Annotated in this window: 19 protein-coding genes; 10 read left to right on the top strand and 9 right to left on the bottom strand. The window is 74.9% G+C overall.

Translation table 11 applies throughout. The annotated features are described in order from the left end of the window. Positions 1–132: 132 nt before the first annotated feature. From V2S66_RS11790 to V2S66_RS11780, 3 genes are all read left to right on the top strand, one after another. The gene (locus V2S66_RS11790) at positions 133–1,719 is read left to right on the top strand and encodes a beta-N-acetylhexosaminidase (RefSeq protein WP_413966362.1); all 1,587 of its coding nucleotides are present in this window, start codon (positions 133–135) and stop codon (positions 1,717–1,719) included. A gap of 127 nt (positions 1,720–1,846) precedes the next feature. Beyond that, on the top strand, positions 1,847–3,331 hold the full coding sequence (locus V2S66_RS11785) for a cellulose binding domain-containing protein (RefSeq protein WP_413966361.1): 1,485 nt from the start codon (positions 1,847–1,849) through the stop codon (positions 3,329–3,331). 113 nt (positions 3,332–3,444) lie between these two features. Further along, positions 3,445–5,397 (top strand): sigma-70 family RNA polymerase sigma factor, encoded by a 1,953-nt coding sequence (locus V2S66_RS11780; protein WP_330794573.1) that lies wholly within the window; start codon positions 3,445–3,447, stop codon positions 5,395–5,397. A 42-nt stretch (positions 5,398–5,439) separates the two neighbouring features. On the opposite strand, the gene V2S66_RS11775 is transcribed toward V2S66_RS11780, so the two are convergent. The 6 genes from V2S66_RS11775 to V2S66_RS11750 all read right to left on the bottom strand — a co-directional run bounded on the left by V2S66_RS11775 (position 5,440) and on the right by V2S66_RS11750 (position 13,279). After that, positions 5,440–6,534, bottom strand: a complete 1,095-nt coding sequence (locus V2S66_RS11775) for a winged helix DNA-binding domain-containing protein (RefSeq protein WP_330794572.1) — start codon at positions 6,532–6,534, stop codon at positions 5,440–5,442. An 85-nt stretch (positions 6,535–6,619) separates the two neighbouring features. Beyond that, entirely contained in the window at positions 6,620–7,780 is a 1,161-nt protein-coding gene (locus V2S66_RS11770) for an XdhC family protein (RefSeq protein WP_330794571.1), read from the bottom strand. 52 nt (positions 7,781–7,832) lie between these two features. After that, positions 7,833–9,299, bottom strand: a complete 1,467-nt coding sequence (locus tag V2S66_RS11765) for an NCS2 family permease (RefSeq protein WP_330794570.1) — start codon at positions 9,297–9,299, stop codon at positions 7,833–7,835. A 178-nt stretch (positions 9,300–9,477) separates the two neighbouring features. Further along, complete coding sequence (locus tag V2S66_RS11760; protein WP_330794569.1) at positions 9,478–11,913, bottom strand: xanthine dehydrogenase family protein molybdopterin-binding subunit; 2,436 nt, start codon at positions 11,911–11,913, stop codon at positions 9,478–9,480. 2 nt (positions 11,914–11,915) lie between these two features. After that, a complete protein-coding gene (locus tag V2S66_RS11755; protein ID WP_330794568.1) occupies positions 11,916–12,392 on the bottom strand; it encodes a (2Fe-2S)-binding protein in 477 nt (158 codons plus the stop codon). Continuing rightward, positions 12,383–13,279 carry an FAD binding domain-containing protein gene (locus V2S66_RS11750; protein WP_330794567.1) on the bottom strand — a complete coding sequence of 299 codons (897 nt, stop codon included), beginning with the start codon at positions 13,277–13,279 and terminating at the stop codon, positions 12,383–12,385. Before V2S66_RS11750 ends, V2S66_RS11755 begins: the two co-directional genes overlap by 10 nt. A 337-nt stretch (positions 13,280–13,616) precedes the next feature. Here V2S66_RS11750 and V2S66_RS11745 point away from each other — a divergent pair, with 337 nt between their 5' ends. Then, entirely contained in the window at positions 13,617–15,290 is a 1,674-nt protein-coding gene (locus V2S66_RS11745) for a PucR family transcriptional regulator ligand-binding domain-containing protein (RefSeq protein ID WP_330794566.1), read from the top strand. Between the two features lie 157 nt (positions 15,291–15,447). Further along, positions 15,448–16,194, top strand: coding sequence for a hypothetical protein (locus V2S66_RS11740; protein ID WP_330794565.1), 747 nt, complete (start codon positions 15,448–15,450; stop codon positions 16,192–16,194). Between the two features lie 114 nt (positions 16,195–16,308). Here the strand turns inward: V2S66_RS11740 and V2S66_RS11735 are convergent, their stop codons facing one another. Then, positions 16,309–17,034 (bottom strand): GntR family transcriptional regulator, encoded by a 726-nt coding sequence (locus V2S66_RS11735; protein WP_413966360.1) that lies wholly within the window; start codon positions 17,032–17,034, stop codon positions 16,309–16,311. A 60-nt stretch (positions 17,035–17,094) separates the two neighbouring features. On the opposite strand from V2S66_RS11735, the gene V2S66_RS11730 reads away from it, so the two are divergent. Further along, positions 17,095–17,922: a (2Fe-2S)-binding protein gene (locus tag V2S66_RS11730; protein ID WP_330794563.1), complete on the top strand. Its 828-nt coding sequence runs from the start codon at positions 17,095–17,097 to the stop codon at positions 17,920–17,922. Positions 17,923–18,101: 179 nt separating this feature from the next. Next, positions 18,102–19,193, top strand: coding sequence for a DUF2637 domain-containing protein (locus V2S66_RS11725; RefSeq protein WP_330794562.1), 1,092 nt, complete (start codon positions 18,102–18,104; stop codon positions 19,191–19,193). 65 nt (positions 19,194–19,258) lie between these two features. On the opposite strand, the gene V2S66_RS11720 is transcribed toward V2S66_RS11725, so the two are convergent. Next, the gene (locus V2S66_RS11720; RefSeq protein ID WP_330794561.1) at positions 19,259–19,690 is read right to left on the bottom strand and encodes an ATP-binding protein; all 432 of its coding nucleotides are present in this window, start codon (positions 19,688–19,690) and stop codon (positions 19,259–19,261) included. A 382-nt stretch (positions 19,691–20,072) separates the two neighbouring features. Here V2S66_RS11720 and V2S66_RS11715 point away from each other — a divergent pair, with 382 nt between their 5' ends. Next, positions 20,073–22,871 carry a fascin domain-containing protein gene (locus V2S66_RS11715; protein WP_330794560.1) on the top strand — a complete coding sequence of 933 codons (2,799 nt, stop codon included), beginning with the start codon at positions 20,073–20,075 and terminating at the stop codon, positions 22,869–22,871. Positions 22,872–22,976: 105 nt separating this feature from the next. Here the strand turns inward: V2S66_RS11715 and V2S66_RS11710 are convergent, their stop codons facing one another. Beyond that, a complete protein-coding gene (locus V2S66_RS11710) occupies positions 22,977–25,019 on the bottom strand; it encodes a protein phosphatase 2C domain-containing protein (RefSeq protein ID WP_330794559.1) in 2,043 nt (680 codons plus the stop codon). A 262-nt stretch (positions 25,020–25,281) separates the two neighbouring features. Here V2S66_RS11710 and V2S66_RS11705 point away from each other — a divergent pair, with 262 nt between their 5' ends. Beyond that, complete coding sequence (locus tag V2S66_RS11705; RefSeq protein ID WP_330794558.1) at positions 25,282–26,331, top strand: helix-turn-helix domain-containing protein; 1,050 nt, start codon at positions 25,282–25,284, stop codon at positions 26,329–26,331. Positions 26,332–26,382: 51 nt separating this feature from the next. Continuing rightward, positions 26,383–26,865: a DUF456 domain-containing protein gene (locus V2S66_RS11700; RefSeq protein ID WP_330794557.1), complete on the top strand. Its 483-nt coding sequence runs from the start codon at positions 26,383–26,385 to the stop codon at positions 26,863–26,865. The last annotated feature ends 98 nt before the right edge of the window (positions 26,866–26,963 follow it).

Here is a 26,963-nt window from a genome sequence, read left to right as displayed (position 1 = left end):
GGTCTATGCCACCTTCTCTTACCAGTGGTAGACCAGTTGCCAAGTGGTAAGTTCCGCCGCTCCGCCACGAGGCGACATCTCCGTACGACCCGGACCGCGTCAGCGCCCCACCCGGACCCAGGAGACCCCGTCGTGATCATCCCCCGACCCACCCGGCTCGTCCGCCTGCCCGGCACCTTCACCTTCGACGCGAGCACCGCGCTGACGGCCGGTCCCGGCGCCGCCGGAGCCGCGCGGCTGCTGCGCACGCTGCTGCGGCCGGCCACCGGGCTGCCGCTTCCGGACGCCCCCGGCGGGGCGGTGGTGCTCGCCCTGGACCCCGCGCTCGCGGGGGCGGCGGGAGCGGCCCAGGGCCGGGGCGGCGGCCTGGGCGAGGAGGGGTACGAGCTGACGGTGGGGCCCGACGCCGTGCTGCTGCGGGCCGCCCGGCCGGCCGGCCTGCTGCACGGCGTGCAGACCATCCGCCAACTGCTGCCCGCCGAGGCCCTGTCGGCGCACCCGGTGGCCGGCGTGCCGTGGCGGATGCCGTGTGTGCGGATCAGCGACGCGCCGCGGTTCGGCTGGCGCGGCACGATGCTCGACGTGGCCCGGCACTTCCAGCCGGTGTCCTTCCTGCGCCGCTTCGTCGACCTGCTGGCCCTGCACAAGCTGAACGTGCTCCACCTGCACCTCACCGACGACCAGGGCTGGCGGATGCCGGTCGCCGCCTACCCCCGGCTCACCGAGGTGGGCGGCGTCCGGTCCCGCTCGATGGCCGGCCGGGCCGGCAGCGGGCTGTACGACTCCGAGCCGCACGGCGGCGCCTACACGGCCGCGGAGCTGCGGGAGTTGACGGTCTACGCGGCCGAGCGGGGCGTCGCCGTGGTGCCCGAGATCGAGATGCCGGGCCACGCGCGGGCCGCCCTCGCGGCGTACCCGGAGCTGGGCAACGTGCCCGGCCGCAAGCTCGACGTGTGGACCGAATGGGGCGTCTGCGAGCAGGTGTTCGGCGTCCACGACGAGGTGCTGGAGTTCTGCCGGACGGTGCTCGGCGAGGTGATGGACGTCTTCCCCTCCCCGTACGTGCACGTGGGCGGCGACGAGTGCCCGGTCACCGAGTGGGAGGCGAGCCCCGAGGCGCGGCGCAGGGCGGACGCGTCGGGACTGCCCGCGGTCAGGGACCTGCACGGCTGGTTCCTGGGGCGGATCGGCGCCTTCCTGCTGGCGGCCGGACGGCGGCCGCTGTGCTGGGCGGAGAACTCGGGTGCGCCGCCGATGGAGTTCACCGTCATGCCGTGGCGGGACGCCGACCACGGGCTGGCCGCCGCCCGGCGCGGCCAGGACGTGGTGATGGCCCCGCACCGCGCGACGTACCTGGACTACCCGCAGTCCGCCGACCCCGGGGAGCCGCTCGGCCAGGCGGGCGAGATCGTCGACCTGGCCGCGGTGCACGCCGCGCAGCCCGCGCCCGCCACCTGGGAGCCGCAGGCCGCGGCCCGGGTGCTGGGCGCCCAGGGGCAGTTGTGGACCGAGTTCGTCCGCACCCCGCGGCAGGCCGAGTACCTCGCCTTCCCCCGGCTGTGCGCGCTCGCCGACCGCACCTGGAACCCGGACGGCGACTGGGCCGCCGACTTCCTGCCCGCGCTGCACGGCCACCGCGCCCGGCTGGCCGCGCTCGGCGTCCACCACGGCCCCGTACCGCCCCCGGAGCCCGCTCTCGCCACGCCGCGGCGGCGCTGAACCCCGCCCGCCGCGGGCCTGTCGCCCCCTGTTCCCGCACGTTCTCCCCGTCCCAGCCAGTCCCCCCGTTCCCCCGGTCCCCCGTTCCTCTCCTCCTGCTCGCACCCGCGACCCCGACCGGCCCGCCATGGCCGGTCACCCCCCACAGAAAGGGATCACCGTGTCAGGAAAGCTCCGCGTTCCCACCCGGGTCCGCACCGCGATGGCGGTGTGCACGGCGGCAGGCCTGGCCTGCGCCGCGCTCACCGCGCTGCCCGCCGCCGCGGCCCAGGACTCGCTGACCGTCCAGTACCGGACCAGCGCATCGGGCGCCACGGCCGACCAGGTCGAGCCGTGGTTCGAGGTCACCGACACCGGCTCCACGTCGGTGCCGCTGAGCCACGTCACCCTGCGCTACTACTTCAAGTCCGACGGTCCTGGCGTCACTTACCGTTTCGCCTGCTCCTGGGCGGTCAAGGGCTGTGCCAACGTCACCGGCACCTTCGGCACCCTGACCAGTCCCACCGCGACCGCCGACCGCTACCTGGAGGTCGGCTTCACCGCCGGCGCGGGTTCGCTCGCGCCCGGCCAGAACACCGGCGACCTGCAACTGCGCTTCTACCGCGCGGACTGGCAGACCATCAACCAGGCCGACGACTACTCCTTCAACGGCGCCCAGACGTCCTACGCGAACTGGCCCAAGGTGACGGTGCAGGACAGCGGCGCCCTCATCTACGGGACCGCGCCGGCCGGCAACGACCCGACTCCGCCCACCACGCCCCCCACCACCCCGCCGACCTCGCCGGGCGGCGGCGGCGACCCCAACGCCCCCACGCTCTTCGACGACTTCAGCTACACCAGCAGCTCCGACCCGGCGGTGCAGCAGCACGGCTGGACGGTCAAGTCCGGCCAGGGCGGCCCCGGCGTGGCGGGCGCGACCTGGTCGCCGGGCGACGTCACCTTCGTCGCGGACGGCTCGGGGAAGGTGATGAACCTGCGGCTGACCACGGACGGCACCGCCGCGGGCACCAAGGAGACCGAGATCCAGACCACCGCGCGGAAGTTCAGGAACGGCACGTACGCGGCCCGGGTGAAGTTCAACGACACCCCGACCGGCGGCCCCGACGGCGACCACGTCAACCAGACGTTCTTCACCTTCACGCCGCTGAACGCGCCGATGGACCCGAACTACAGCGAGCAGGACTTCGAGTACCTGCCCAACGGCGGCTGGGGCGAGACGCAGAACATCATGTACGAGACGTCCTGGGAGACGTACAACCCGGACCCGTGGAACGCCGTCAACACCCACGGCCAGCAGTACGGCAGCCTCGACGGCTGGCACAACCTGCAGATCACCATCGACAACTCGAACATCACCTACTACATCGACGGCCAGCAGGTCGCCCAGCACGGTGAGCCGTACCTGCCGGAGACCCCGCAGTGGATCGACTTCAACCACTGGCTGATCGACCTCGCGGGCCAGACCGGCAGCACCTCGCGCTCGTACAACGAGCAGGTCGACTACGTGTACTTCGTCAAGGACCAGGTGCTCTCGCCCGCGCAGGTGCAGTCCGCGGTGACCGGGCTGCGGGGCGCGGGGACCGCGTTCAAGGACACCGTGCCGTCCAGCTGAGCCGGACAGGTCCCCGCCCGCGGTCTCACCGTGCGGCGGGGACTTTCCGTTATCCGCGAGTCCTGGCACCGTCTCCTGTTCGGGGGCAGAGTGCGGAGCACGGAGCGGAGCGTATGCGAGCGAGCGATCGGGTCGGTCCCGACCCCGCAGTGGTGACCGCGGCGCGGGCGGGTGACGAGCGGGCGCTCGACCTGCTGGTCGGGCAGTGCCTGCCGCTGGTCTACAACATCGTCGGCCGGGCGCTGGACGGCCACGACGACGTCGACGACGTCGTCCAGGAGACGCTGCTGCGGGTGGTGCGCGGGCTCGGCGAGCTGCGCGACCCGGCGGCGTTCCGGTCCTGGCTGGTGGCCATCGCGGTGCGGCAGGTCCGCGACCGTGAGCAGGCCCGCAAGGCCTCCTGGCACCATCGGACCGCGCTCGACGCGGCCGAGCTGATACCCGATCCCGCCTCGGACTTCGCCGCCGTGACGATCCTGCGGCTGGGCCTGACCGACCAGCGCCGGGAGATCGCCGAGGCCACCCGCTGGCTCGACGCGGACGACCGGACGCTGCTCGCGCTGTGGTGGCTGGAGGAGACCGGCGACATCGGCCGCACCGAACTGGCCGACGCGCTCGGCCTGACCCGGCAGCACGCCGCGGTGAAGGTGCAGCGGATGAAGGAGCAGCTGGAGATCTCCCGGACGGTGGTGCGGGCGCTCGGCGCCGCGCGGCCGTGCGCCGGGCTGCGCGAGCTGACCGCCGGCTGGGACGGCGTGCCGAGCCCGCTGTGGCGCAAGCGGTTCGCCCGGCACCTGCGCGGCTGCGAGGAGTGCGGGCGGGCCGGCGCGGTCCTGCTGCCGATGGACCGCCTGCTCAGCGGCCTGCCCCTGCTGCCGGTCCCGGTGCACCTGGCGGCCCGGCACGGCGCCTCGGCACTGCTCGCGCACCCCGCCGTGCCCCCCACCGAGGCCGTGTCCCCCACGGCCGCGCGCACCGCTCCGCGACCTCGCCCCCCGAGGCGGAGCGGTGCGCACCGGGGCGTCCGCCGGCTGCGGCCGCGGCTGCTGCACGGTCCGGTCGCCGGACCCGCGGCCGCGGTGAGCGCGGTGGCGGCGGTGGCCGCGGGCGCGCTGCTCGCGGTGCACCTGACCGCGGACCCGGCCCGGCCCGCCGCGGACGCGGCGCCCGCCACCTCGGCCGCGGCCGCGGCCCCCAGGGTGCCCGCCGCCGCGCCGCCGAGCACCCCGGCGCCGACCACGACGACGCCGAGGCCGACCCGTACGGCCACCCCCACGCCCAGGGCGACCACGCACCGTCCGGCGACCGTCGCGCCGCCGCCCCCGGCGGCCGCCGTCGGCTCGGCCCGCAAGGGCGTCGGCGTCTGGTCCTTCAACGGCGTGAACACCGCCCTGGCCCGCTCCGGCGCCGGCTGGTACTACACCTGGTCCACCGCCCACGACGGCGTCAGCGGTCCCGGATTCGTGCCGATGATCTGGGGCGCGAGCAGCGCGGACGCGGCCTCGCTGGCGCGCGCGAAGCAGGCGGGCCCCTATCTGCTGGGGTTCAACGAGCCGGACATGGCGGGGCAGTCGAACATGACGGTCGACCAGGCGCTGTCGCTGTGGCCGTCGTTGATGCGGACCGGCAAGGTGCTGGGCAGCCCCGCGGTGGCCTACGGCGGCGACACCGCGGGCGGCTGGCTGGACCGCTTCATGACCGGGGCGCAGGCGAAGGGCTACCGCGTCGACTTCATCGCCCTGCACTGGTACGGCGGCGACTTCACCACCCCGGACGCGGTGGCGCAGCTCAGGTCGTACCTGGAGGCGGTCCACAACCGCTACCACAAGCCGATCTGGCTCACCGAGTTCGCGCTGATCGACTTCTCCCAGGGCACGCGGTTCCCGACCGACCAGCAGCAGGCGGCGTTCGTCACCGCGGCGGCCAGGATGCTCGACGGCCTGCCGTGGCTGCAGCGCTACGCCTGGTTCGGGCTGCCCGCCAAGGACGACGGCCCCAGCAGCGGCCTCTTCCACAGCGGCCCGGCGGAGACCCCGGCCGGGCGCGCTTTCGAAGCGGCGCGCTGAGCGCCCGTCGACGAGCCGGGGGTGCGACGCGGCGCCCCCGGCTCACCCCGCGCCGAAGCGCACCCGGTGCGCGGCTCCCGGATCTGCGGCCGCGAGCAGCCGCAGCGCCTCGGCCTCCAGCGCGGACCGGTCGGCGGCGCGCAGCCGGGCGAACGGCGTGACGACCACCGCAGCCGCGCCCTTGCCGCGCTCGAACTGCCAGGTGCCGCCGACGAATCCGTCCACCAGGACGGTGCCGCGCACCAGGCCGTTGACGGTGATGACCCGGCTCCTGTGCTCGGCGGCGAGAATCCGGCCGCGGTCCGCGTGGGAGAGCAGCAGGTTGTCGAAGTCGGCGACCAGCCGGGCGCTCACCTCCTGCGCGGGGTCGGCGAGTTCGGCGTCCGGCAGGTCGTACAGCACCCGGCCGTCCTCGGCGGCGTACCGGCGCAGGTCCATCGCGGCGAAGAGCGGCCTCAGACCGGTGAGCCCGCACCACTTCTGCATGTCGGCGGGGGTCGCCGGGCCGAAGGCGGCCAGGTAGCGGCGGACCAGGCCGGCCGGGTCGGGGGCGGCCTGCGGCGCGCCGGTCCACTCCTCCAGCAGGCTGTACACCGGCCCGCCGCCGCGCCCCCAGACCCCGCGGGGCGGCAGCTGCACGAGCGGCAGCCACGAGCGCAGCGCGTTGACCAGGGAGGCCGGGTCGGCGGCGGGGTAGCGCGCGCCCAGCTCGGTGCGCAACTGCGCCGGGGTGCGCGGCTGTTCGCGCAGCAGCCGGCGGCCGTGCCGGACGACGCCGGCCTGGTCGGCGCCGGCCAGGCCCGCGGCCCACTGGGAGCCGCGGAAGGACCGCTCGAACATCGGCTGCAGCCACGGCCGCAGAGCGGCCGCGTCGGCGGCGGTCACCAGGTGCACGGTGTTGCGCATCAGCACCAGCCGGACGAGGCGGCGTTCGGTGAGCAGCGCGCCGAGGCCGGCGAAGTCGAACCCGGCCAGCCGGGTCCACAGGCCCGGGTAGGGGGACAGGGGTGTCTGGGACTGCAGCCCGATCAGGTGCCCGACGGCGTCCTGGGCGCCCATCTCAGCGCGCTCCAGGAGGAGTTGACGGGCGAGCAGGGTGCGGTTGAGGGTGCGCAGGCCCAGCGGCTCGTTGACCATGGTCCTACGGTAGGGCGGATTGCGGACCGTTCCTGTCCGCAGTGCGACGGGTGTCGGCCACCGGGGACCGGGTCGGGCGCAGGGCTCAGGCGGCCGGTGTGCCGATGCGGCGGGCGGTGGCCGGGGGCGCCGGATGGATCGGGGTGTGGGCGCCGGTCAGCGGGGCGCCGGTGCCGCCGTGGCGGTGGGCGACGATCTCCGCGGCGATGGACAGCGCGGTCTCCTCAGGGGTGCGGGCGCCGAGGTCGAGGCCGATCGGGGAGTGCAGCCGGGCCAGGTCGAGGTCCTTCAGGCCGCTCTCGCGCAGCCGGTCAAGGCGCTGCAGATGGGTGCGGCGCGAGCCCATCGCGCCAACGTACGCCACCGGCAGCCGCAGCGCCCGTTCCAGCAGCGGGATGTCGAACTTCGCGTCGTGGGTGAGCACGCACACCGCGGTGCGGCCGTCGATCCGCCCCGCGCGCGTCTCCGCCTCCAGGTAGCGGTGCGGCCAGTCGACGACCACCTCGTCGGCGTCGGGGAAGCGGCGTCCGGTGGCGAAGACCGGCCGGGCGTCGCACACCGTGACCCGGTAGCCGAGGAACTTCCCGGCGCGCACCAGCGCCGCCGCGAAGTCGATCGCGCCGAACACCAGCAGCCGCGGGGGCGGCACGCTGGACTCCACCAGCAGTGTCAGCGGGACCCCGCAGCGGCTGCCGTCGGCGCCGATCTCCACCGTGCCGGTCCGCCCGGCGGCGAGCATCGCGAGGGCCTCGCCCGCGGCCGTACGGTCCCGCTCCGCGTCGCCGAGCGACCCCTCGTGGCGGCCGTCGGGGCCGACCAGCACCGCCCGTCCGAGCAGCTCCTCGGGGCCCTCGGCGATCCTGGCGACGGCGGCGGTGCCGCCGCCGGACGCCGCCGCCAGCGCGTGGACCAGCTCGGGGCGCGCCGCGGGGTCGACCCGCTGCACGAGGAGGTCGATCACGCCGCCGCAGGTCAGGCCGACCGCGAAGGCGTCCTCCTCGGAGTAGCCGAAGCGGGCCCGCACCGTCGCGGGGCCGTCGCCGGACAGCGCCTCGCGGCACAGCTCGTAGACGGCGCCCTCGACGCACCCGCCCGACACGCTGCCGACCGCGGTCCCCTCGCCGTCCACGGCGAGCGCGGCGCCCGGCTGCCGGGGCGCACTGCCGGCGACGGCGACGACGGTGGCCACCGCGAACGGCAGGCCGCGCTCGCACCAGCGGTGCAGCTCTTCGGCGATGTCCAGCATGGCTGATCGACTCCTCGTCAGAGTCCCGGAGGGAACGGACCTGCCCGGCGCGCTACCTGACGCCGAGCCATCCCTCGATGGGGTGCAGGGCGAAGTACGCGGTGAAGACCGCGGTCAGGATCCACAGGAAGACGCCGGGCTCGCGCCACCTGCCCTGCGCGGCCTTGATCGCGGTGTACGACACGACGCCGGCGCCGACGCCCGCGGTGATGGAGTACGTGAAGGGCATCAGCGCCACGGTCATGAAGACCGGGACGGCCACCGCCCGGTCGGACCAGTCGACGTGCCGGGCATTGCTCATCATCATCGCGCCGATCACCACCAGCGCGGCGGCCGCGACCTGGCCGGGCACGATCTGCGCGAGCGGGGTGAGGAACAGGCCGAGCGCGAAGAGCAGTCCGGTCACGACGGAGGACAGGCCGGTCCGCGCGCCCTCGCCGACGCCGGTCGCCGACTCGATGAACACCGTCTGGCCGGAGGCTCCGGCCACGCCGCCGATCGCGCCGCCCGCACCGTCGACGAACAGCGCCCTGGACAGGCCCGGCATCCGGCCGCGCCCGTCGGCCAGCCCGGCCTCGGTGCCGACGCCGATGATGGTGGCCATCGCGTCGAAGAACCCGGCGAGCACCAGGGTGAAGACGATCACGCCGACCGTCATCCCGCCGATCGCGCCCCAGCCGCCGAACTCGACGTGGCCGAAGAGCGAGAAGTCCGGCGCGGAGACCGCGCTGCCCCGGAGCCGGGGCGCGCTGCCGCCCCAGTCGGCCGCGGTGAGGTGGCCGGCGGCGGTGGCGATCACCGAGAGCACGGTGCCGGTGACGATGCCGATCAGGATCGCGCCGGGGACGCCGCGCGCCTGCAGCATGAAGATCAGCAGCAGCGTGACGCAGAACAGCAGCACCGGCCAGCCGGCCAGCCGCCCGTCGGCGCCGAGGGTGACCGGGGCGCTGCCGTGCGGGTCGCCCTTGCCCACGAACCCGGCGTTGACCAGGCCGATCATGGCGATGAACAGGCCGATGCCGATGGTGATGCCGTGCTTGAGGGCGAGCGGGATCGCGTTCATCACGATCTCGCGCAGTCCGGTGACCACCAGCAGCACGATCACGCCGCCGTAGATCACGCACATGCCCATCGCCTGCGGCCAGGTCATGTTCGGCGCGACCTGGGTGGAGATCACCCCGGCGACGCTCAGCCCGGCGGCCAGCGCCAGCGGCACCTTGCCGACGAAGCCCATCAGCAGGGTGGAGACGGCCGCGGCCAGCGCGGTCGCGGTGATCAGCGCGGCGTGGCCGAGCCGGTGGCCGTGCGCGTCGGGGCCCGACAGCAGCAGCGGGTTGAGCAGCAGGATGTAGCACATCGCCATGAAGGTGGTGACGCCGCCGCGGACTTCGCGGGGGACCGTCGAGCCTCGGTCGGAGATGTGGAAGTACCGGTCGAGCCAGGGTCGTGCGGTGGTGGCGGGCGGGCCGCCGGCCGCGTCGTCAGCAGCCGTCCGCTGCTCTACTGGCGTCTGGGTCATGGTGCCGACTCCCAAGGTTCACAGGGGCACCCGCGCGCTCCGCGCGGGATTTGGGATGTGCTGGGCGTGCACGACCCGGGGGACGGCCCGGGTGCGTTGCCCTGTCCGATCCCGGGACGCCGTGGCGGCGTCCCGGGGGCGGGGTTCTTGCGGTGCTGCCGCACCGGCTCCCGCGGCGCTACCGCACGCCGGTCAGGTGCTCGGGCCGGACCGGGGTCCGGTTGAGCTCCAGGCCGGTCGCCGCCCTGATCGCCGCGAGGACGGCCGGGGTGGACGACAGGGTGGGCGCCTCGCCGACGCCGCGCAGCCCGTACGGGGCGTGCTCGTCGGCGAGTTCGAGCACGTCGACCGGGATGGTCGGCGTGTCGAGGATGGTGGGGATCAGGTAGTCGGTGAAGGAGGGGTTGCGGACCTTCGCGGTCTTCGGGTCGACCACGATCTCCTCCATCACCGCGATGCCCAGGCCCTGCGTGGTGCCGCCCTGGATCTGGCCGACCACCGAGAGCGGGTTGAGCGCCTTGCCGACGTCCTGGGCGCAGGCGAGTTCGACGACCTTGACCAGGCCGAGTTCGGTGTCGACCTCGACGACCGCGCGGTGCGCCGCGAAGCTGTACTGCACATGGCCGTTGCCCTGGCCGGTGCGCAGGTCGAACGCCTGGGTCGGCCGGTGCCTGAACTCCAGCTCCAGGTCGACCGACTCGTCCTCCAGCACCTCCGCGATGCCGGCCAGCGCCTCGCCGCCGTCGGTGACCACCTTGCCGCTCTCCAGCAGGAGTTCGGCGGTGGCCCAGGCGGGGTGGTAGGTGCCGAACTTGCGGCGGCCGATGTCGAGCACCTTCTCCCGTACCGCCTCGCAGGTGTTCTTCACCGCGCCGCCGGTCATGTACGTCTGCCGGGAGGCGGAGGTGGAGCCGGCTGAGCCGACCCGGGTGTCGGCGGGCTGGATGGTGACCTGGGCGACGCCCAGTTCGGAGCGGGCGATCTGGGCGTGGACGGTGACGCCGCCCTGCCCGACCTCGGCCATCGCGGTGTGCACGGTGGCCACCGCCTCGCCGTTGATCGCCTCGATCCTGACCCGGGCGGTGGAGTAGTCGTCGAAGCCCTCGGAGAAGCCGACGTTCTTGATGCCGACCGCGTAGCCGACGCCGCGGACCACTCCCTCGCCGTGGGTGGTGTTGGACAGGCCGCCGGGCAGCGCGCGCACGTCGGGGGCGCCGCCGGCCACTTCCCACTGCCGCTCGGGCGGCATCGGCATCGCCTTGACGCGGCGCAGCAGTTCGGCGACAGGCGCGGGCGAGTCGACGGCTTGTCCCGTCGGCATGATCGTGCCCTGCTCCATGGCGTTGAGCTGCCGGAACTCCACCGGGTCCATGCCGAGTTCGGCGGCGACCCGGTCCATCTGCGCCTCGTAGGCGAAGCACGCCTGGACCGCGCCGAAGCCGCGCATCGCGCCGCACGGCGGGTTGTTGGTGTACAGGGCGATCGCCTCGATGTCGACGTCGTCCACCACGTAAGGGCCGACCGACAGGGACGCGGCGTTGCCGACCACCGCGGGCGAGGCGGAGGCGTAGGCGCCGCCGTCCAGCACGATGCGGCACCTGACGTGGGTGAGCTTGCCGTCGCGGGTCGCGCCGTGCTCGTACCGGAGCTTGGCGGGGTGCCGGTGGACGTGGCCGAAGAAGGACTCGAAGCGGTTGTAGACGATCTTCACCGGCTTGCCGGTGCGCAGCGCCAGCAGGCAGCCGTGGATCTGCATCGACAGGTCCTCGCGGCCGCCGAAGGCGCCGCCGACGCCGGAGAGCGTCATCCGCACCTTGCTCTCCGGCAGGCCGAGGACGGGGGCGATCTGCCGCAGGTCCGAGTGCAGCCACTGGGTGGCCACGTACAGGTCGACGCCGCCGTCCTGCGCGGGCACCGCGAGCCCGGACTCCGGGCCGAGGAACGCCTGGTCCTGCATGCCGAAGACGTACTCGCCGGTGACGACCACGTCGGCGCGGGCGGCCGCCGCGGCGGCGTCGCCGCGCACGATCGGCTGGCGGTGCACGATGTTGGGGTGCGGGACGTGGCCGCTGTGGTGGTCGTCGCGGCCCTCGTGCACCAGCAGCGCGCCGGGCGCGGTCGCCGACGCCTCGTCGGTGATGACGAGCAGCTCCTCGTACACGACGCGGATCTTGGCGGCGGCCCTGCGGGCGGTCTCCGGGTGGTCGGCGGCGACCAGGGCGACCGGTTCGCCGTGGTGGCGGACCTTGCCGTGGGCGAGCACCGGGGTGTCCCGGATCTCCAGGCCGTAGTGCTTCACCTCGGTCGGCAGGTCGTCGTGGGTGAGCACGGCGTAGACGCCGGAGGTGGCCAGCGCCTCGCCGGTGTCGATGGAGAGGATCTTCGCGTGGGCGACGGTGCTGCGCAGCGTGTAGCCCCACAGCATGTCCTCGTGCCACAGGTCGGAGGAGTACGCGAACTCCCCGGTGACCTTCAGCACGCCGTCGGGGCGCAGCGTGGACTCGCCGATGCCGCCGCGGGTCACGGCGCCCTGGGTGAGGCTGCTGGGGGCGCGGCCGGGGGCGGTCGCGGCGCGGGGACCGCCGGTGGTCGCGGCGGGCGTCTCGTGGGCCATGGTCACACCGCCTGTTCCGCGCGGGCGGCCGCCAGGCGTACCGCGTCGAGGATCTTCTCGTAGCCGGTGCAGCGGCACAGGTTGCCCGACAGGGCCTCCCGGATGTCGCCGTCGGACGGTTCGGGGTTGCGCTCCAGCAGTTCGTCGGCCGCGACCAGCAGGCCGGGGGTGCAGAAGCCGCACTGCACGGCGCCCGCGTCGACGAACGCCTGCTGGACGGTGGACAGTTCGCCGTTCTCGCCGGCCAGGCCCTCGACCGTGACGACCTGGCGGCCCTCGGCCTGCCCGGCCGCGACCAGGCAGGAGCACACCGGCAGGCCGTCGAGGCGGACCGTGCAGGAGCCGCACTCGCCCTGCTCGCAGGCGTTCTTGGAGCCCGGCAGGCCCATCCGCTCGCGCAGCACGTACAGCAGGGACTCGCCCTCCCAGACGTCGTCCGCCTCCTGCCGGCGGCCGTTGACATCGAAGGTCACGCGCATGTCCTGCTCCTCTCGCCCTGTGCGCTGCCGCGGTACTGCTCCCAGGTCCAGCCGAGGGTGCGGCGGGCCATCACGCCGAGGGCGTGCCTGCGGTACGAGGCGGTGCCCCGCACGTCGTCGATCGGGTTGGCGGCGCCGGCCGCCAGGTCGGCGAACTGCCGCGCCACCGCGGGCGGCACGGCCTTGCCGCTGTCCCACAGCCCGGCGTCGTCCAGCGCCGCGGCCAGGAACTCCTCGGCCGCCTTCGCCCGGATCGGGGTGGGCGCGGCGGAGCCGATCCCGGTGCGCACGGTGCGCTCGTCGGGGTGCAGGGCGAGGCCGAACGCGCAGACCGCGATGACCATCGCGTTGCGGGTGCCGACCTTGGAGAACTGCTGCGGCCCGGTCGCCTTCTTCAGGTGCACGGCGCGGATCAGCTCGTCGGGGGCGAGCGCGTTGCGCTTCACCCCGAGGTAGAAGTCGTCGATCGGGATCATCCGGGTGCCGCGCACCGACTCCGCCTCGACCGCGCCGCCGCCCGCCAGCAGCGCGGGGTGCGCGTCGCCCGCGGGCGAGGCGGTGCCGAGGTTGCCGCCGACCCCGCCGCGGTTGCGGATCTGCGGGGAGGCCACCGTGTGGGAGGCGAGCGCGAGGCCGGGCAGCTCGGTGCGCAGCCGCTCCATGATCCGCGTGTACGGGACGGAGGCGCCCAGCCGCACGGTGTCGCCGGCGACCTCCCACTCCTGGAGCTCGCCGATGCGGTTCAGGTCGAGGAGGTGCTCGGGGCGCCGGTGGTCGAAGTTGATCTCGACCATCACGTCCGTGCCGCCCGCGATGGGCACGGCTGAGGGGTGCTCGGCCTTGGCGGCGAGCGCCTCCTGCCAGCTGGCGGGGCGCAGGAATTCCATGGGGGCTGCTCTCTTCTCGCTTCTCGAATGTCCGGGCTGGTCGGCGTCCGGTGCTCACAGGTCCGGGGATGCGGTTCGGCGTGTCTTCGAGGGGTGTGGAGGACGTCCTCCAGTTGAGCAATGCACGCTGCGTGGCCCCAGTACACGGCGGTACGGCCGTCCGGGTGCAGTCACCGAATGCATGAAGCACCCGGCTGGTCGGCGGACCCGTCTTGTAGATTCCTCTGAAAGGGCCCGTCAGGAAACCTCGCGGCATCCCACCGGCAACACCGGGGGTACCCCGGTCACCGAGACTTCGGCACCACCGGCTCATGGACTTCACGACAAGGCGACGACGATGCGGCTGCGCGCACTGCTGGACACCGAAGCTCTTGGCCTGCGCCTGCTCGGCGGCGCCGACGAGCTGGACCGGACCGTCCGCGGGGTGATGACCACCGACCTGCGCGACCCGAGCCGCTACCTCACCGGCGGCGAGCTGGTGCTGACCGGCCTGTCCTGGCGGCACGGCCCGGCGGACTCCGAACCGTTCGTACGGCTGCTGGCCGCCGCGGGCGTGGCCGCGCTCGCCGCAGGCGAGGCCGAGCTGAGCCCGGTCCCCGAGGACCTCCTCACGGCCTGCGAGCGGCACCGGCTGCCGCTGTTCGCGGTCGACGAGAAGGTCGCTTTCGCGACGGTGACCGAGTACGTGGTCCGGCAGGTGTCGGGTGAGCGGGCCGGCGACCTCGCCGCGGTCGTCGACCGGCACCGGCGGCTGATGTCGGCAGGACCGGCGGGCGGCGGCCCCGACGCGGTGCTCGACCTGCTCGGCAGCGACCTGGACCTGCGCGCCTGGGTGCTGTCCTCGACCGGACGGGAGATCGGCGGCTCAGAGCGCCCGCTGCCCGCCTCCGTACGGGCCGAGCTGGCCGGCGCCCAGCAGGCGGCGTCCAGGACCGGCCGGCCCGCGCCGCACCGGGTCGCCGCCCAGGGCGGCCGCACGTACTCCCTCTTCCCGGTCAGGGCCGGCGCGGCGGACGCCCGGCCGGACGTGCGGGCCACGGTGCTCTCCGACTGGTTCCTCGCGGTGGAGGCGGACGCCCGCGAGTGGCCGGACGAACGGCTCGACCTGCTGCACGGCGTCACCCAGCTGATCGCGGTCGAGCGCGACCGCCGCGACGCGGGCCGCGTGGTCCGCCGCCGGCTGGCCGCGGAGGTCTTCGAGCTGGTCCGCGGCGGCGCGCCGCCCGCCGAGATCGGGGCCAGGCTGCGGGCCGCCGCGCCGGTGCTGGTGCCGGGCGCCGCGGGCGACGAGCCGCGGTGGCAGATCGTGGTGGCCCGGGTCGACTGGGCCGGCGGCGACGTGCCCTCGGGCCCGGTCGCGCAGACGCTGCTGGAGGAGGCGCTGGCCGACCCGGCGGCCGCCGGCCCCGGCGAGGCGGACCGGATAGCGGTGGCCCACGCCGACGACAAGGCGATGGCGCTGGTGCCCCTGCTGCCCGGCCCGCCGGGCCCCGAGGGCGGCCCGGCCGGCCCGGAGCCGCTCGCCGCCGAGCGGCTGCAGGGCGCGCTGCGCGGCCCGCTGTCGCGCGGCCTCGCCGAGGACGGCCGGCTGACGATAGGGGTCAGCGCCGCGGTGCACTCCCCCGACGGGCTGCGCGGCGCCCTGGAGGAGGCGCGGCACGCCCGCCGGGTGGCCGCGGCCCGCCCGGGGCGGGTCTGTGTCGCCGGGCACGAGGAGCTGGCCTCGCACGTGCTGCTGCTGCCGTTCGTGCCGGACGACGTGCGGCGGGCGTTCACCGCGCGGCTGCTCGACCCGCTGCACGCGTACGACCGGCGGCACCGCGCCGAGCTGATCCCGACGCTGGAGGCGTTCCTGGAGTGCGACGGCTCCTGGACCCGGTGCGCGACCCGGCTGCATCTGCACGTCAACACGCTGCGGTACCGGATCGGCCGGATCGAGCAGCTGACCGGCCGGGACCTGTCCCGGCTGGAGGACAAGCTGGACTTCTTCCTGGCGCTGCGGATGAGCTGAGCCGGCGGGGCGCCGGCCGGGCCGCCGCTTGTCCGCTCGTGAAAGTGATCCCGTTCACAAGAAGTGATCTCCGACCCCTTGGCGCGGGGCCCCTGTGCGTGCTGGACTTCGGCCACTGTTCATCACACGGGCTCGACTGCGCGCTTGGGGGAGAACTGTGGCGGATACCGCCCTGTCGGATGCGGTGGTCGGGATACCGGACGTCTGGCGGCTGCGGGCCCGCGGCTGCTGGGCGGAGGCGGCCGCACTCCTCGCGCCGCACTGCGCGCGGGACGCGGGGGCCGCGCTGCGCTGCGCGGAGCTGCTGATCGAGGGGTGCTTCTACCAGCTGGACGGCTGGGGGCCGGCCGAGGACGCGCTCCGCACCGCGGAGGCGATGGCCGCGACCGACGAGGAGCGCGGCGCCGCCGCGTCCGAGCGGGGGTACCTCGCCTACGGCGCGACGCTGTTCTCGGTACGGGACCGGGCGGACGAGGCGAGCAGCGCGTTCGGGCGCAGCGCGGCGCTGCTGTCGCCCGCCTCCCCGGGGCGGCCGCTGCTCGACTTCCGGCGCGGCCTGGTGGCGGAGAACCTCGCGTCGAACCCGGCCGCCGCGAAGGCGGCGTACCGCCGCGCCCACGCGGGGGCCGTCGCCCACGGCGACGTCTTCCTCACCTCCTTCACCTGGCGGCACCTGGCCGGGCTCGCCGCGGCCGAAGGCGACCTCGCCGAGGCGCGGCACGGCTTCGCCGAGTCGCTGCGCATCCGCGTCGCCCTCGGCCACCTGGTCGGCGCCGCCCCCGCCCTCCTCGCCCTCGCCGACGTCTCCTCCGACGAGGAGGCCGCCCCCCTCCGCGCCGAAGCCGCCCGCCTCCACACCCTCCTCGGCGGAATCCCCGCCTGGCTCCCCGTCGCCCTCCCCTGACCTGCCCCGCGCCCCAGCCACCACGGCGCCGCACCCGCGAAACCGGGCGCACCACCCCACGGACGTGGCGCACCCACGTAGCCCCGACGGCAACGGCAACGGCAGCGCCGGGGACTACCGCCAGGCGGAGCCGGAGAAGTGCTCGCGTGCGAGCGACTCCACCGTGCCGACGTCGCCGGCGACCAACGCCTCCAGCAGCACGCCGTGCTCCGTGGCGTCCGCCAGCAGCACGCCCGGCCGCAACCGCGCCGCGGCCCGCGGCTCCGAGCCCGCGCCCGTCTCCGCCCCGACCGCCGGAGGCCACTGCGCGCGCCGGTGCAGCTCGTCCGCGACGGCGACGAGCTGCGCGTTCCCCGACAGCTCAAGGAGCGCCTGGTGGAACCTCCGGTCGGACTCCGCGTACGCGGCCCGGTCGCCGCGCGCAGCCGCGACGACGGTGGCGTCGGCCAGCGGCCGCAGCCCCGCCCAGCGGGACGCCGGCACCGTACGCGCCAGCGACAGCATGACCGGCACCTCCAGCAGCGCCCGGACCTCCGCGAGGTCCGCGAGGTCGCGCGCCGTGCGCGCGCAGATCCGAAAACCCCGGTTCGGCAGCACCTCGACCGCGCCCTCGCGCTCCAGCAGCTGCATCGCCTCACGCACGGGCGTCGCCGACACGCCGTAGCGCCCCGCGAGCGCCGGAGCGGAGTGCACCGACCCGGGGGCCAGCTCACCGCCGACGATCGCCGCGCGCAGCGCCTTGCGCACCTGATCGCGTACGGACAGCCGTATCGGTGCGGCTCGCTCCATCGGTTCCCCCGTTTTCCGCACGTCCCCCGGACACCACCGCCGCCCTGTCACCCGGGTGGCGTACGGCGGTTAGGTTATCCCTCGTTCGAGATCGTTAAGGTAAGCCTTACCATGCCTGCGACCAGCGCCGCCTACGCCCGACTGTCCGCGGTCTTCCCCGGACTGCGGATCACCGCCGCCGCTCCCCCGCCGGACGGCGGCTGGGTGTGCGTGGCCGAACTCGCCCGCGGCGGCCCCGCGCTCGCCGCCTTCGTGGCGGGCGACGCGCGCAGGCTCACCGGCGCGCACGGCGCGCGGCCGCGCCCGGACGTGGCCGCCGCCCTCGCGCTGCACCGCTACCTGTGGCCGGCCTGCCTGCTCTTCACCGTGCCGTGGTTCCTCCACCGCCGGGTGCCCCGGCTGCCGGTCGGCGACGTCGGGTTCCACCCGGCGAGCGGCCGGTTCACCGCGCGGACCCGGACCTTCGCCTGCCTGCCGCAGGACGCGGCGGCGGCGCTGCCCGGCGCCCGTGCGGTCGCCTCGCCCGACGCGCTGCGCGAGGAGCTGCGGGCCGCACTCGACGAGCACCTCACCGCGGTGCTGGCCGGCTTCGCACCTCTGCTGCGGCGCGGTCCGCGCGCCCTGTGGCGGTCCGCGCACGACGAGATCACCGAAGGCCTCTGGTACATCGGGCGGTTGCTGGGCGAGGAGGACCGGGCAGTCGCCGAGCTGTCCCAACTGCTGCCCGGGAAGGCCCGGTTCGCCGCAGCAGGACCCGCCGGGCCGGCCGCGCGCACCGGTTCCGCCGGTCCGGACGCACCGGCTGACGCCGCGTCACGGCCGGCGCGCGAGCGTCTCACGTGCTGTCTCTTCTACACCGTCAGCCCCTCGGGCACCTGCGCGGGCTGCCCGCGCACCCGCGCGTCCGGCCGAATCCGCAGCCCGGCGTCTGCGGTGTGATCGGTCGCGCTACGATTTCGCTCAACTCAGCCGTTGTGGCACGAGAGTTCGATGCGCGACGATCCCTACGCGTGCTCTTGCGCCATAACGTCTGCACGTACCCGCGCTCTTCGCGATGATGTCGGTCGTAAGCCGTCCCGCGGCCCGAGCGCGACGGAAGCGACACGAGGAATCCGCACATGAGAATGACCGACATATCGCTGGACTGGACGATCTCGGCCGCCATCGGCCTGATCGTCCTCGCGGCCTGCGTCCTCGTGGTCCGCAACCGCCGCACGTCCGGCTCGGCCGCCGCGACCGACTCCTGGGAGCGCAGCGAGGAGCGCCGCCGCCGCAAGGAGGCGGTCTACGGCAGCGCGTCGTACGTGCTGCTGTTCTGCTGCGCCGCGGTGGCCGCCGCGCTCTCCTTCCACGGGCTCGTCGGCTTCGGCCGGGAGAACCTGAACCTGGCGGGCGGCTGGGAGTACCTGGTGCCGTTCGGCCTGGACGGCGCCGCGATGTTCTGCTCGGTGCTCGCGGTGCGCGAGGCGAGCCACGGCGACGCGGCGCTCGGCTCGCGGATGCTGGTGTGGCTCTTCGCCGGTGCGGCGGCCTGGTTCAACTGGGTGCACGCGCCGCGCGGCGTCGACCACGCGGGCGCCCCGCAGTTCTTCGCCGGCATGTCGCTGTCCGCCGCGGTGCTCTTCGACCGTGCGCTGAAGCAGACCCGCCGGGCGGCGCTGCGCGAACAGGGCCTGGTGCCGCGGCCGTTGCCGCAGATCCGGATGGTCCGCTGGCTGCGGGCGCCGCGCGAGACGTACGGCGCCTGGTCGCTGATGCTGCTGGAGGGCGTGCGCTCGCTGGACGAGGCGGTCGAGGAGGTCCGCGAGGACCGGCGGCAGCGCGAGCAGAACACCCTGCGCCGCCGCGACCACGACCGGATGGAGCGGGCCAAGATCAAGGCGCTGAGCAGGCAGCACAGGACCTGGCCGCGCGGCGGCCGCGGCGGCCGCCAGGTGGAGCTGCCCTCGGCGAGTGCGGCCGGCGGCGGCCAGACCGCATCGGAGCCTGCCATAGGGCCGTCGGCCGCGCTGCCCGCCGGTGAGCTGCCGGTACGGGCCCGTCCCGCGCTCCAGCCGGTGCGCGAGGAGGCGTCCCGCGGGGCGGCCGCGGACGAGGTCAAGGCGTCGTCGTCCACCGTCGACCTGACGGCCGAGGACGACACCATGACGCTGCCCCGGCTGGACTCGCTGGAGCGCAAGCTCGCCGAGATGGAGCGGCAGTTCGGCTGAGCCGCGGCAGGGCCGGCAGAGACGGCGCGGCGGCGTGACCGCCGGGGACCAGGTGTCCCCGGCGGTCACGCCGTTCCGGTGTTGAGCTCGAACCAGACGACCTTGCCGCTGCCGTGCGGCTGCGCGCCCCACGCGTCGGCGAGCGCCTGCACGAGCAGCAGCCCGCGGCCCGAGGTGCCGTGCTCCCCCGCCTGCGCCGCGGCCGCCTCCCGCTGGGCGGTGTCGGCGCCCGGGCGTCTGGCGAGCGAGTCGTGCACCTCCACGCGCAGCCGCCTCGGCGTCCGGACGGCGGCCGACTCCGGTGCGGGAGGGTCCTGCTGCTCCTGCCACGCCGCGTCCGCGCCCGCGGTGAGCGTCGCGGTGAGGACGGCGCCGCCGGTGGTGTGCTGCAGCGCGTTGGTGACGAGTTCCGTGGTGAGCAGTTCCGCGGTGTCGGTCAGCGCCGGGATTCCCCAGCGACGCAGTGACTCGCGCAGCAGTCTGCGCGTCTCGGCCACGGCGGGTAGGTCGGCCTGCTGGACGGTGTGCCGTAACCGGTGCCCCGTGATATCCGTCTTCTTCCCCCGATCGAGTGCACTTCCTTTCTCCTGCCGTTAGGCATGCCCACCTCGATTGCGTCCAGTCATGCCCAGGCGAAGTCTTGGCGCACTCCGCTATACCTCCGATGTATGTGCTGCCGGAACCCTTGACACCGCCCCTACCGACGGCCACTGTGTGCCCCGTCAACCCCCCTCGCACACAGGGCGGTTGGGCTGCCATGGCAAGTATCCCGTCGTATCCCCCACTGCCTCGGGAGGGGCTGTGCACGTTCCGCGTCACTTCACGGGATTCCAGGGAACTCCAGGAATCCGACGATTCATCCGACCACCTGCCGCCGCGGTGACCGCACTGCTGGCCGCCGGCCTGCTCGTACCCGCCGCCGCGCCGCCCGCCGCGGCGGCCACCCCCACCACGGCGTGGCAGGGCGGCGGCTTCCACGTGGACACCCCCGACGTGATCCGCCGCTCCGACATCGTGCTCGGCAAGGCGAACACGGCCGCCGCCCAGTCGCTGCCGCTCGGCAACGGCTCGCTGGGCGTGGCCGCCTGGGGCGCGGGCGGCTTCACCGCACAGCTCAACCGGGCGGACACGCTGCCCGGCCGCAAGTCCCCCGGCCAGGTGCAGATTCCGGGCCTGGCGACGCTCACCGGCGCGAGCGACTTCAAGGGCGCGCTGGACGTCTACACCGGCGTGCTCACCGAGTCCGGCGGCGGCATGACGCTCAAGGCCTGGGTGTCGGCCACCAAGGACGAACTGGTCGTCGACGTCACCGGCGCCGACCCGAACTCCCAGCAGAGCGCGACGGTCGGCCTGTGGTCGGGCCGCAGTCCGAAGGCCGCCGCGTCCGGCGCGATCGGCACCCTGGCCGAGACCTGGGTGGACAACCAGGAGGCGGGCTCCTCCGGCCGCACCTTCGGCTCGCTCGCGGCCCTGACGGCCGGCGGCCGCAACGTCGCCGCACAGGTCGTCAACTCCACCCAGGTGAAGGTGAACTTCACGCCGAACACCGACGGCTCGTACCGGGTCGTCGTCGGCGCGCCCACCTGGACCGGCGGGGACGCGGCCGGGACCGCCTCCGGCCTGCTCGGTTCGGACGCGAGCGCCGCGGAGTCCGCGCTGCTCGGCACGCAGCAGTCGTGGTGGGCCAACTACTGGGCCAACAGCGGTGTCCTTGAGGCCAGTTCGGCGGACGGCTCGGCGCAGTACATGGAGAGCCTGCGCACCCTGTACCTGTTCATGGAGGCCGCCTCGATGCGCGGCGCGATCCCGGGCAGCCAGGCGGGCGTCGCCGACATGTTCAACTTCGGCCAGGACCACCAGAACTGGACGCCCTCCGCGACCTGGCTGTGGAACCTGCGCACCCAGATCTCGGCGAACATGAGCAGCGGCAACTTCGCGCTCAACATCCCGATCTTCAACCTCTACCAGAACAACCTGGCCGCCATCGAGGCGTGGACCAAGCAGCAGATGGGCGGCCTGTCCGGCGCCTGCGTGCCGGAGGTCATGCGGTTCAACGGCAACGGCGGCGACCCCGGGGCCGGCGCCAACGCGGCCTGCAGCCAGCCCGGCAGCCCCAACTGGAACGCCCTGGACATCACGTCGGGAGCCGAGATCAGCCTCTACGCGTGGCAGCAGTACCAGGACACCGGCGACCTCAACTTCCTCCGCACGTACTACCCGTTGATGCGGGAGTCGGCCACCTTCCTGCTCGCCTACCAGAAGGTCGGCTCCGACGGGAAGCTGCACGCGGTCGCCAACGCGCACGAGACGCAGTGGGCGGTACAGGACCCGACGACCGACCTGGCGGCCGACGCCGCGCTCTTCCCGGTCGTCGTGCAGGCCGCGAAGCTGCTCGGCTCCGACTCCGCGCTGCAGTCCCAGCTGACCACCGCGCAGGGCCAGATACCGGCCTGGGCGCGTACCGACTACGGCCGCACCCAGGTGCTGGCGCCGTCCGCGGACGCCTCGGGCAGCGACATCATCGGCTACTCCTACCAGCCCACCGCGCAGATCAGGAACAGCGAGAACATCGACCTGGAACCGGTCTGGCCGTACAACCTCGTCACCGACGACCCCGGCAGCCTGCACGACCTGGCGGTGCGCAGCTACAACCACCGCGCGGTCACCGGCGGCAACGACTGGAGCATGGACGCGATCGACGCGGCCAGGCTCGGCCTGGCCAGCGAGGTCGCGGCCCGCCTGGTGTCCATCACCCAGAGCCACCAGGTGTACATCAACGGCCTCGCCGACCTGGGCGCGACGGTCGGCACCGAGGCGTACATCGAGCAGGTCTCCGGCGTCGCCACCGCGCTCGACGAGGCGCTGGTCCAGGACTACGACGGAACCCTGCGCATCGCCCCCGCCTGGCCGTCCGGCTGGGACGTCAGCGGCACGGTCTCGGTGCAGGGCGGGACCAAGGTGGACGTGCAGGTGCAGGGAGGCACCCCGGTCACCGTCGCCATCCAGGCCGGGTCCACCCGCACCCAGCGGGTCCGCAACCCGTGGCCCGGCAAGTCGATCCAGGTCGTCAACGGTTCCGGCAGCGGCACGGTGGTCTCCGCGACCACCGCGGCGACCGTCGACGTGCCGCTCACCGCAGGCCAGTCCTACCTGGTCGAGCAGGTCGCCTCGCCGACCACCGCGCTGCCCTTCGCGCAGGTCTCGGGGACGCCCGCGACCGCCGCCAAGCACCTGGGCACCGTGCAGCTCGGCCTGGACGCCGGCACCTCCTCCGGCGGCACCGGCACGGTGGTCTCGCTGCGGGCCCACGCCAACGGCGACTACGTGACGGCCGACAACGCCGGCGCCTCGCCGCTGATCGCCAACCGCACCGCGATCGGCCAGTGGGAGCAGTTCGACCTGATCGACTCGGGCGACGGCTACGTCAGCCTGCGCGCCCATGCCAACAGCAAGTACGTCACCGCGGACAACGCGGGCGCCGCCCCCCTGCTGGCCAAGGTCGACGCGATCGGCACCTGGGAGCAGTACCAGCTCGTCCACAACGGCGACGGCAGCGTCAGCCTCAAGGCCCGCGTCAACGGCGACTACGTGACCGCGGAGAACGCGGGCGCGGCCGCGCTGATCGCCAACCGCACGGCGATCGGGCCGTGGGAGGAGTTCGACCTCGTCGACGACTGAGGCGCGCACCGGCCACGAGCCGCGGCCCCCCTGCCCGTTCGCCGGGCAGGGGGGCCGCACGCGTACGCAATCCCGGCGCGTGCCGCGCGTGCGGGCCGTCCGGGATCAGGAGTCCCAGACGGTCACGACCGAGCGGTCGTCCGCGTAGCCCTTCACCCGGGTCTGAACGTCCGCGAGGTACGCGGCCAGGCCCGGAATCCGCCCGCCGCCCCAGCGCTCGGCCAGATGACCCGCCAACTCCGGCTCCCCGCGCAGCGGTTCGGCCAAGCCCGCGCTGCACATCACCAGCGCGTCACCCGGCTGCGCGACCGTCGCACGGAACCGGAACGGCGCCGACGCCAGATCCGGCGCGAGGTCGAGGTCCTGCCACGAGCCGTCCCTGATCCTGAACAGCCCGCCCTCCCCCGCCCCGAAGAACAGCCTGATCCGGCACTCGGGGTCGGCGGGCAGCAGCAGGCAGCGCAGCGACGCGGTGTACGTGCCGTCGTCCAGTCCCAGGTCCTCGCCGCGGGCGCGCAGCCGTCCGTAGCAGCGGTCGGTGAGCCGGTGCAGACCGGACTTGAGCGAGCCGCGGCGGGCGGCACGCAGGTCGTCCGCGAGCCGGGCGCGGCTGCGGCCGACCGCGCCGGCGATCCACCGCACCGTGTCCTGCGCGGCGCGGTGCGCGTCGTCGGCCGCGCGGGCGCCGCTGGCCATCGCGAGCAGCAGCAGCGCGTCGTCGCCGCTGCCGAAACGCGCCGTCAGCAGGGCGTCGCGGCGCGGTTGGCCGCGGTAGCGCGCGGAGTCCCCGCGCATCGCCACGCTGCGCAGCGTCATCGCGCCGTAGCGCGCGCCGTCCAGCACCGTGTCGGCGACCAGGCCGTCCAGCCCGTCCGGGTCCGCCTCGGGCCACGCGGTCGGCTCCGCGCCGTACGTCGGCGGCCCGCCGCCCACCACCTCGGGCTCGCGCACCTCCTCCGGTACGTCGGCCGCCGCAACCCACCCCGGCGGCAACTCCGGCGCCCACCGCACCTCGCCCTCCGCGAACCCGGTCTCCCCGCCGGCGGTGACCGCGGCCGCTGCCGGCTCGGGTGCCGGTGCCGGTGCCGGCTCGGGCTCAGGTGCCGGCTCCGGCTCAGGTGCCGGCTCGGGCTCCGGCTCCGGCTCAGCGGTGGGGGGCGTACCCCAGCTCTCCGCCGGGGCGGGGGCGGTCGGCGCGGAGGGACGCGGCGTCACCCACGCGTCCCAGCCCCGCGCGACAGGCGGCGACGCCTCGGACTCGGACCGCTGCTCGTCCGCGTTCTCGTCCAGGTCCGCGGGCGCCTCGGCCCCGCCGAAGGTGGGCGCGGCTGCCCACGGGTCCCACGCCCGCGGCCCCTCAGCCGCCGCATCCACGTCCTCCGGCTCGGCTACGGGCTCGGGCGCCACCACCCGGCTCTCCTCAGCGGGGGGCGCGCCCTCGAAGGTGGGCGATGCCGCCCAGGGGTCCCAGCGCGCAGCCGCAGCCTCCGGCTCGCGCTCCGGCTCCCCGACCTCAGCCTCGTCCGACGCGACGCGCGGCCCCGCGAACGTCGGCGCAGCCGACCACGGGTCCCCCGACCCCGCCGCCACCTCCGGCCCACCCTCGCGCTCCGGCTCCCCGACCTCAGCCTCGGCCGCCTCCGGCGCGGCGTCGCGACCCGACCCCGCCACCTCACCACCCGCCGGCTCGGCCCGCGGCCCCGCGAACGTCGGCGCAGCCGACCACGGGTCCCAGCCGTTCGCCGCGGCGCCGGGGGCGGTCGGGGGCTGGGCCGCGGCCTCGTCGTCGGCAGGAGCGGCACGCTGCTCGACCGGTACGGGCGGGGCGTCCGCGTCGTCCTCGGGCTGCTGCGGCGTCCAAGGCGGCGGCGAGGCGCTGGGCCGGCGGGGAGGCGGCGGGGTGGTCCGGGTCGGGCGCGGCCAGGAAGGCGGCGGGGGCGGCGGGGTGGGCCGCCGCAGGCGCATGGTTCCCTCGCGCGGCGGTGGCGGCGGCGACATCGCGTCGACCGCCGAGTCGAAATGCGCGTCGATGGAGCCGCCGGCCGCGCCCGCGGCCGGCCCGGACCCACCCGGGGCGGCGTCCTCGTCGTACAACTGCCGCCACCAGTCGTCCTCTTGGCTCCCACGCGCGTCGCCCGGCTGACTCATGCCCTTATTGTCCACCGCACGGGCCGCAGGGAAACGCGAAACGCCGGGGCGGGACATGTCCCCCCAGCCGGGGCCGCTCCGGCCACCGCCGTACTCCCGGCCTCGCCGGAGCGATCACGTGCACGGCGCGGATCGCAGTGGCACGCTTGCCCCGCGCCGGGAGAGGATGCCCACGGCGGAAAACCGCCACGGCTCTTTCCCGCCGCCGCAGGCGCGCGTGACCCGGGCCGGTCCTGCGGGCCGCACTGACCAGGGGGTTTCGTTGCTCGGCGCGATCGGACTCGACGAGGTGCAGGAATCCGCCTACCGGGCCCTGGTGGGCCTGGGCGCGGCGGAGCTGGGCGACCTCGCACCGCGGCTCGGGCTCTCCGAGGACGAGGCCGGCCGGGCGCTGCGCCGGCTGGAGGACCACGGCCTCGTGGCCCGCTCGCCCGCCCGCCCCGGGCGCTGGGTCGCCGCGCCGCCGGCCGTCGCGCTGGCCGCGCTGCTCACCCGGCAGCGCCGTGAGCTGGATCAGGCCGAGCTGGCCGCGGCGGTGCTGGCCGCGGAGTTCCGCGCGGAGGCGGCGGAGCCGGCGGTGCACGACCTCGTCGAGGTGGTCACCGGTGCGAACGCCGTCGCCCAGCGCTTCCTGCAGCTTCAGTTCGGCGCGGAGACCGAGGTGTGCGCCCTGGTCACGGACAAGCCGGTGGCCATCAGCGGCATGGAGAACGAGGCCGAGGAGGACGCGGCGCGCCGCGGGGTCGCCTACCGGGTGGTCGTGGAGCGCGAGGTGGTGACGGGACCGCACGGCCTGGCGGAGCTGTCCGCGGCGCTCGGCCGCGAGGAGCGGGTACGGGTGGTGGACCGGGTCCCCACCAAGCTGGTGGTCGCCGACCGCACCCTGGCGATGGTCCCGCTGACCACCCGCGACCGCGCCCGGCCGGCCGCCGTGGTGGTGCACGCGAGCGGGCTGCTGGAGTCCCTGATGGGCCTCTTCGAGGCGGTCTGGCGGCAGGCGATGCCGCTGCGGCTGGACGGCCGGGGCGCCGTCGCCGCGACCTCCCCCGACCAGCCCGACACCACCGACCTGCAGATCCTCTCCCTGCTGCTGGCCGGCCTCACCGACGCTGCGGCCGCCAAGCAGCTCGACCTGGGGCTGCGCACGGTCCAGCGCCGGGTCAGGCGCCTGATGGAGATCGCCCAGGTGAGCACGCGGCTGCAGCTGGGCTGGCAGTCGTACGAACGCGGCTGGGTGGAGCGCGAGAGCCACCCGTGGACGGCTCCGGCAGCCGTGGCGTCACCGCCGGCCGGCCGTGACGCCGTCAGGTGATCGACCCGCGCCGGGCGGCGGGCGCGGCGCGGGTCGGGCAGGGTGGTTTTCATGGGGACCGCAGAGGTGGGCCTGATCGGCGCGGTGATGCTGCTGGGGCTCCTCGGCGTGGCGGCTCCCGGCGTGCCGGGGACCCTGCTGTGCTGGGCGGCCGTGCTGTGGTGGGCCACGCTGCGGCACACCGGCCTGACCTGGGGCGTGCTGGCCGCGGCGACGGGCGTGCTCGCGGTCGGCCAGGTCGTGGTGTGGCTGATGCCGTCCCGCCGGATACGGGACTCGGGGGTGGACTGGCGGACCGTCATGACGGCGACGGGGGTGGCCGTCGTCGGGTTCCTCCTGGTGCCGGTGCTCGGCGCCGTGCTCGGCTTCGTCGGCACTCTCCACGTCCGCGACCGGATGCGCCTCGGCAGCCGTCGCGCCGCCTGGGCGGCCACCCGCCGCACGATGCGGGCGGTCGGCGGGTCCGTACTGGTCGAACTGCTCGCCTGCCTGCTGGTCGCCGGCGCCTGGCTCGGCGCGGTCGTCGCCGGCTGACCCGGGCGCGGTCATCGCCCTCCGACCCGGGCACGCTCATCGCCGGCTGCTCCCCCGGGACGGTCCCCGCCCGCCGGGCCCGGCCCGCCCCTACGGCG

The sequence above is a fragment of the Actinacidiphila polyblastidii genome (assembly GCF_036353415.1).
Lineage (GTDB): Bacteria > Actinomycetota > Actinomycetes > Streptomycetales > Streptomycetaceae > Actinacidiphila > Actinacidiphila polyblastidii.
The sequence above is the reverse complement of the archived record's forward strand: the minus strand, read 5'-3'. Positions and strand labels throughout refer to the sequence as shown.